This is a genomic window from Pseudoalteromonas sp. Angola-7 (assembly GCF_028599255.1).
GTDB lineage: Bacteria > Pseudomonadota > Gammaproteobacteria > Enterobacterales > Alteromonadaceae > Pseudoalteromonas > Pseudoalteromonas atlantica.
The window spans coordinates 78,526-85,133 of record NZ_JAQREL010000019.1; the positions used below are offsets into that span (position 1 = coordinate 78,526).

Below are 6,608 nucleotides of genomic sequence, written 5' to 3' on the forward strand. Positions count from 1 at the left end.
AGGCATAAAAAAGCCAGCTTAGCAGCTGGCTTTTACTTAACCTAAACCCTTAATTATTTAGCAATATACACACTATATCTTAGCCCTTTTAAAGTGACCGTTAACTTGCCATTTTGTTGCTCAAGTTGCTCGGCAGCTACAAGAGGCGAAAAGTGTTTATACGGGCTATTAAACTCTATTGTTTGTGGCGTTTTTTCGCTATTAAACACAATAATATACGCCTGCTCTGCACCTTTTACTGTGCGTGAAAACGCAAACATGCCAGTGTTTTTAGCAAAAAATAAGTCGTTGTATTCACCGCGGCGAAGCCCTTCGTGATTTTTTCGTAACTTACTTAATTGCGCAATAGCTTTAAATAATGGGTGCTGCTGATTAAAGTTATTATCGGCCGTTGTTTGCGTGGTGCCTATAAGGTTATTGTCGTTATAGCTTGCAACATTTGATGCAAACATATCTTCGCGTGCATCAATATCGTGGCCATCGCCTGTAAAACCTTGTTCATCGCCATAATAAATAACCGGTATACCGCGAGATAAAAACATAAATGCATGCGCTAATTGGCTGCGCTTTAATTTAAGCTCATCACTTTCGTGATCAAATGTTTGGTTTATAAATAAGCCAGGTCTGCCCATGTCGTGGTTCCCTAAAAAGGTCATAAGTAAATCGGCTTGGCTGTCTTCATCTTGGTATAGTGAGTCTTGTGCAAATAGCTCGCTAATGGCGCTTGGGTTCTGTCCTTTAAAAAACACATCGGCCGCTATTTTTTGAAATGCAAAATCAAGCACCGATGGAATTTTACCTTCTGTAGTAAATACACTTAGGTTTTTAGGATTAGGGTCGTACACCTCACCAAACACGTGAAAATTTGGAATCCCTTGCGCTTTAGCGTAATCAATAATAGCGGGTGTAAATGTTTGCCAAAACTCGAGATTTACATGGCGTACGGTATCGATTCTGAAGCCGTCGGGCTTAAACTCTTTTATTAAATTTTGATAAATATCGACCATGCCGCTCACCACCTGCGGATGCTCTGTTTTTAAATCGTCTAGGCCGTTAAAATCACCATTAAGTGAGCTTTCACCACTAAAGGTGCTGTCGCCTTGGTTGTGATAATAATCGACATTGTTTAGCCACTTTGGGTACTTAACATTTTTTAAGTGCTCAGGAATAAATGGGCTATACGGCTTAGGGTTATTTAGCGCTTTATACTCACAATGCGTTAAACCTGCTTTAAATTGACCGTTTGGCATGTGGCATTCGTCGTAACGAATAATATCGGCTGTGTGGTTAGTAATAATGTCAAAAAATACTTTAATGCCTTTTTTATGAGCTGCATCAATTAGCTTTTTTAAAGAAGCATTCCCACCAAAGTGCGGGTCTATTTCGCTAAAATCGACAATCCAATAACCATGGTGCGCAACACCATCTGATTGAATCGCTTGGTTGCGTAATAAAGGCGTCATCCAAATTGCTGTAACCCCTAGCGCTTCTAAATAGTCGAGCTTTTGTTCAATGCCTGTTATATCTCCACCATGAAAACCACTGGTGGTTGTTAAATTTAACCCACCAGCCGAAATAGCATGCTCATTGCTGCCATTATCGTTTTGCGGATCGCCATTATTAAAACGATCAGGTAATACAAAATAAAATATATCGTCGCGTACATCGCGCTGTAAATAATTATCAGTGCTTGCAGTGTTTGCGTTACCGGCCGCTGGTGGCTGATTACTTTTACAGGCCGTTAATGCCACTACAGTGCTTAGTAAAAATGTTGTTAGTGTGTTTTTTATCATTTTAGTGCTCCTTTACTAAACTATGGCAGCTCGCAACCTTTTACACTTTCGTAAAGTGCATACCAATGAGCGGCCGTTAATTGTATTTTGTTTACTTGTGCACACGCTTTAATACGCGCAGTGTTAGTAGTCCCTATTACAGACTGAATGTTTGCAGGGTGCCTGTTTAACCATGCCAGTACAATGGCTTCTGCACTTGTTTCGTACTGCGCAGCTAAGCTTTGTACTAATTGGTACGTGTTTCTAATACGGGTTTCAGCGCAGGTTATATCAGCACCCGAAAACAACCCTTGGCATAAACTTCCCCACGCCTGCAGCTGTATATTCTCGTGCTGGCAAAACTCGATTAAGCCCGGCGTAAAGTTAATATTTGCGCCTTGCGCGTTACCAGCATATATGCCCTCTTCAACCCAGTCATTTTTTAATAAGCTCATTTCTACTTGATTCAAAATAAGTGGCTCTGACAGGGCTTGTTGAATGGCTTTTATTTGATGTTGCTGCATATTGGACACCCCTAAAAAACGTACCTTGCCTTGGCTTTTTAGTTTTTTATAAGTGCTAGCAATTTCCTGAGGGCACATGAGTGGGTCGGGTCTGTGCAGAATAAGTACATCTAAGTAGTCTGTTTTTAGCTGCGCTAAACTTTTATTTACACTTTGCTCTATCCACTGTCCTGAAAGGTCATAACGCTTTGGGCCATGCTCATCTTCAAAGCGAATACCGCATTTAGATTGAATAATTAACTTATCACGGTCGGTGCGCGTTTTTAAAACTTCACCAAATACCTGCTCTGCTTTACCAAAAGTATAAATATCAGCATGGTCAAAGTAATTAATGTTATTTTCAAGCGCTGCCTCTACTACTGTATGTGCTTGGTTTATATCGGCTTTTGTTATTGGGTTGTTATTCCAGCCACCACCCAAGCCCATACAGCCATAAATAAGTTCGCTAGCATTGGGTATAAATTGAGAAATAGTTTTATTGGTCATGAGTTATCGGTATTAAAAAAGAGTGACTTGTAGTTTACCGATTAAATTATTCAACTAAATACTAAAAATAAAACTCATTATTTGCTATAACAAACAATAAAAACACAGTGCTCATTTAAATGCTGAGAGAACATAAAAAATTTGAACGGTTATTTTTGTTTAACGAAGTAGCCAAACACTTAAGCTTTTCAAAGGCAGCTTTAGCGCTTGGGATCTCCCGAGGGTATTTGTCTGAGCAAATAAAAGCGCTCGAAAAAGAATACCAAAGAGCCCTACTTATTCGCACAACCCGCAGTGTAAAGCTCACCCCGCAGGGAAAGCATGTGCTTAGTTGTATGGGAAATATTAAAAGCACATTATTAGAGCTTGAACGAACCTTAGCCCATGAACACGAGGCTATTGCCGGCAACATTAGAATTACCGCGCCGAGCCAATTTACTAATAGATACCTGCTAACTATTTGCGAGCAATTTAACCAAGAGTACCCTGATGTTAAATTTAATATAGACTGCAGCTACACCCCTCACAATTTGATTCAAAGCAATTACGATATTGCATTTAGATCAACCCTTGATCCGCCCCAAAACATGATTGCCAAAAAGCTATTTAGTTATAAACAGGTGTGCTGTGCCTCGCCTAGTTATATTGCTAAAAATGGTGAGCCAAGCGACGTTGAAGATTTATTAAAGCATAGCTGTTTAACCAGCACGCAATTTAGCCTGTGGCATTTTTCCGATAGGGCCATTGAGCTTGAAGGAAAACTAAGCATTAACGATAACCACATGCTTAAAAACCTTGCGCTGCAAGGTCAAGGAATTATATACACCCCGGAGTATTTAGTAGATTTAGAAATTAACGCGCACACTTTAAAGCCGCTATTAACGCAGTTACAGTATCCGCAATCTGATGTGTATTTAATTCACCCTCAGCTAATTAACGAATCAGCACGTATTAGCCATTTTATTAAATTTACCACCAACTGGTTTAGAAACTAGCTTACCAATTACTTTTATATTGAGATAAGTGGTTTACTAAATAATCGACTAAAGCTTTAACAGTTGGGCTTAACAAACGTTGAGACGGATAAAGTAAATTAATAGGCAGCGGGCTTGGCGCGTATTCACTTAGCACCTCTACCAGCTCACCGCTTTTAAGTGCTTGGTTAACGTAAAAATTAGGTAATTGCGCTACACCTTGGCTTGCTAAAGCAAACGCTTTTAAACTTTGTGAGTCGTTAACCTCTAAACTACCTGAGACTTTTACAATGGTATTCTTACCATCAAGCCTATAACTCCAACGCTTTGCGTTAGCGACAACCGTGTTTATAAGGCAATTAAAATTTTTTAGATCATATTAAAACAATTAAGCCTATTTCAGCACCTGAAAAATAAACATCTTTACCTACCTAACTAATTAAGTGCTAGGATAATGGCTTGAAATACTGATAACTTGCAAACCTAACTATGAATTTAAATCAGCTCGATCTAAACCTTCTTATTATTTTAAAGCAGCTTTTAAACGAAAAACATATTAGCAATACCGCCTTAACTTTAGGCATGAGCCAACCTTCTATAAGCCGCTCGTTAAGTAAATTGCGTTCCTTGTTTGACGATCAATTATTAATAAGAATGGCTGGAGGGTATGAGCTAACACCAAAAGCGCAATCAATTCAGCAAGACCTAAATTCTATTTTAAATATGGTAGAAACACTGGTTAACAAGCAAACCTTCGACCCTAAAACCAGCACTGCCACCATAAAACTGTTTGGCCTACCGCCGCAAATGCATTTATTTATAAAAACAATAATTAAAGATGTTCGCGAGCAAGCGCCTAATATCATCCTTGAAATAGACACCCTGCCTAAGCCGCAGTTTTCTGATTTGCTTAAAGGCGATACGCACTTTGTGATTACTGGCCACAAGCCCGCTAATTCAGAGGGTAAGTTATATCAACAGCCGTTGTTTGAGCGCGAGTTTAAATTAGTAATGGCTCGCTCCCACAGGCTGGCTAAACAAGAATTAAGCGTTGATTTATTGCGTGATTGTAATTTTGGGCAAATATCAATTCAGGGTGAAAAAGCATTAACTATTGCACAAAATTTTGCCGCGCTAGGCATTGATAATATAGCGACGCCAATACGCTTAAAAAACTTTTACAGTATTGGCAGCATTGCTGAAAACACTGATTTAATATTTTATGTGCCCAATCATTTTGCTGCAGATGTGTGCCAACAGCATGACGTAGTTGCCAGAACCCCGCCCCCAGAGCTTAGCTCAGAGTATGCACAAGTGGCTTTATACTGGCATCAACGCCACCATAATGACCCTGTATGTCAATGGTTTAGAGAGCTTGTAAAAAATAAAGTATTTGAAGTTTAAATAACTGTTATTCATGTAGGGTATGTATTTTAAATTGCCATTTAAGGCGGTGAGCTGTTTAATACGAATCATTCTTAATAATATTAAAATTAGATAAACATACTCACCATGAAAAACACGCTCCCATTTAATAAGCACGCGCTTAACGTTGTTATTGGTACTTTGTGTACTGGTATGTCATTCATAAGCTTAGCAGAGCAAGCTCCCGATACCTCTGAAACCATTGAAGTATGGGGCACAACAATTACTAATGACTCGCTACTACAAGACGATATTGAAAGAAAACAAGCCAACCATTTAAGTGATTTACTCCGTGACCAAGCTGGTATTGACGTAGGTGGCTCGCACTCTATTGTACAAGGTATTAATATTCGTGGTGTTGACGATTTAGACCTAAACATTACTGTTGATGGTATTAGCCAAAACAATAATATGTTCCACCACTCAGGAAACTTACTTATTAATGCTGATATTTTAAAAGCAGTAGATATAAAAGTAGGGACTAACTCGGTGCTAACTGGCGGCCTTTCTGGTGGTGTAGCCTTTGAAACCAAAGATGCTAAAGATTTACTAGAGCCAGGTGAAGATTTTGGCGCGCGCTTATACACAAACTTAGGTACTAATGATTACGCAGGTGGCTCTGCTGCGGTATATGGTCAGCTAACCGACAATATAGACGCCCTTGCCTACTACACCTACACCGACAGAAATAACTTTGAAAACGGCAATGGTAAAGAAGTTACAGGTAACGAAGGCCGCACGGTAGATGGCATCTTCAAGCTCGGCTGGGATGTAAACGAGAGTAACCGTTTAGTGTTCTCATACGACAGATATAACGATGAAGGCGATTACTACGTAAAAACCAACTTTGGTGCTGGCTTTGCTGAAGATTCAGACGCGCAAACAGAAGATATTGACTACACACGTACCAGCACTTCACTTGCCTACGAACTAAATAAAGGCGATGCCATTACCCTACGCGCTAGCGTTTATCGCAACGAACTAAGCTATATTGCACTAGGAACTGAGGGTAACTCTGAGCATACGGGCTACACTGCCCTTGCAACATCTAAAATTGCACTTGCTGGATTTAACCATACATTACGCTACGGCGGCGAAGGGTATGAGCAAGTATCAAAACGTATAGAAAACCACGTACAAACCAATAAAGACACTGCCGACTCGCACGCTATTTATATTGAAGACGAAATCGCTGTAACCGATCAGTTATTTGTAACCCCTGGCGTGCGTTACAACTACTTTAAAGTAGATATGTACTCAGCCGGTACTAACGATTCGTTAGATAAATCGTGGAACGAGTTAGACATAATGACTCCCACACGGTGTTAGCCTCCGCTTTTCGTGGGTTAGCTTAATTCAAAGCCAGAGCCATAATTAGTTTGTCAATTAACTAAACAGCAGAGGCTAACATGAATAAACATAGCATA

At 39.7% G+C, this 6,608-nt stretch carries 5 protein-coding genes and 1 pseudogene; 3 read left to right on the top strand and 3 right to left on the bottom strand.

Annotated features, from left to right (window positions below; genetic code table 11):
* Window positions 1-53: 53 nt before the first annotated feature.
* Window positions 54-1,793: an alpha-amylase family glycosyl hydrolase gene (locus tag PSH50_RS19375; RefSeq protein WP_273587938.1), complete on the bottom strand. Its 1,740-nt coding sequence runs from the start codon at window positions 1,791-1,793 to the stop codon at window positions 54-56.
* A 20-nt stretch (window positions 1,794-1,813) separates the two neighbouring features.
* Window positions 1,814-2,782, bottom strand: coding sequence for an aldo/keto reductase family oxidoreductase (locus PSH50_RS19380; RefSeq protein WP_273587939.1), 969 nt, complete (start codon window positions 2,780-2,782; stop codon window positions 1,814-1,816).
* 155 nt (window positions 2,783-2,937) lie between these two features.
* Between PSH50_RS19380 and PSH50_RS19385 the strand changes: the two genes are divergently transcribed.
* Entirely contained in the window at window positions 2,938-3,777 is an 840-nt protein-coding gene (locus PSH50_RS19385) for a LysR family transcriptional regulator (RefSeq protein WP_337946905.1), read from the top strand.
* A gap of 1 nt (window position 3,778) precedes the next feature.
* Here the strand turns inward: PSH50_RS19385 and PSH50_RS19390 are convergent.
* Window positions 3,779-4,120, bottom strand: a pseudogene (locus PSH50_RS19390) (LysR substrate-binding domain-containing protein); the annotation flags it as partial.
* Window positions 4,121-4,245: 125 nt separating this feature from the next.
* On the opposite strand from PSH50_RS19390, the gene PSH50_RS19395 reads away from it, so the two are divergent.
* Both PSH50_RS19395 and PSH50_RS19400 read left to right on the top strand, forming a co-directional pair.
* A complete protein-coding gene (locus PSH50_RS19395) occupies window positions 4,246-5,160 on the top strand; it encodes a LysR family transcriptional regulator (RefSeq protein ID WP_248451989.1) in 915 nt (304 codons plus the stop codon).
* Between the two features lie 108 nt (window positions 5,161-5,268).
* Window positions 5,269-6,510, top strand: a complete 1,242-nt coding sequence (locus tag PSH50_RS19400; protein WP_273609982.1) for a TonB-dependent receptor — start codon at window positions 5,269-5,271, stop codon at window positions 6,508-6,510.
* The last annotated feature ends 98 nt before the right edge of the window (window positions 6,511-6,608 follow it).

Bases quoted from the DNA above. Each gene is read 5' to 3' on its own strand.
- PSH50_RS19380 (WP_273587939.1), bottom strand. From the start codon at position 2,782: ATGACCAATAAAACTATTTCTCAATTTATACCCAATGCTAGCGAACTT.
- PSH50_RS19395 (WP_248451989.1), top strand. From the start codon at position 4,246: ATGAATTTAAATCAGCTCGATCTAAACCTTCTTATTATTTTAAAGCAG.
- PSH50_RS19375 (WP_273587938.1), bottom strand. From the start codon at position 1,793: ATGATAAAAAACACACTAACAACATTTTTACTAAGCACTGTAGTGGCA.
- PSH50_RS19400 (WP_273609982.1), top strand. From the start codon at position 5,269: ATGAAAAACACGCTCCCATTTAATAAGCACGCGCTTAACGTTGTTATT.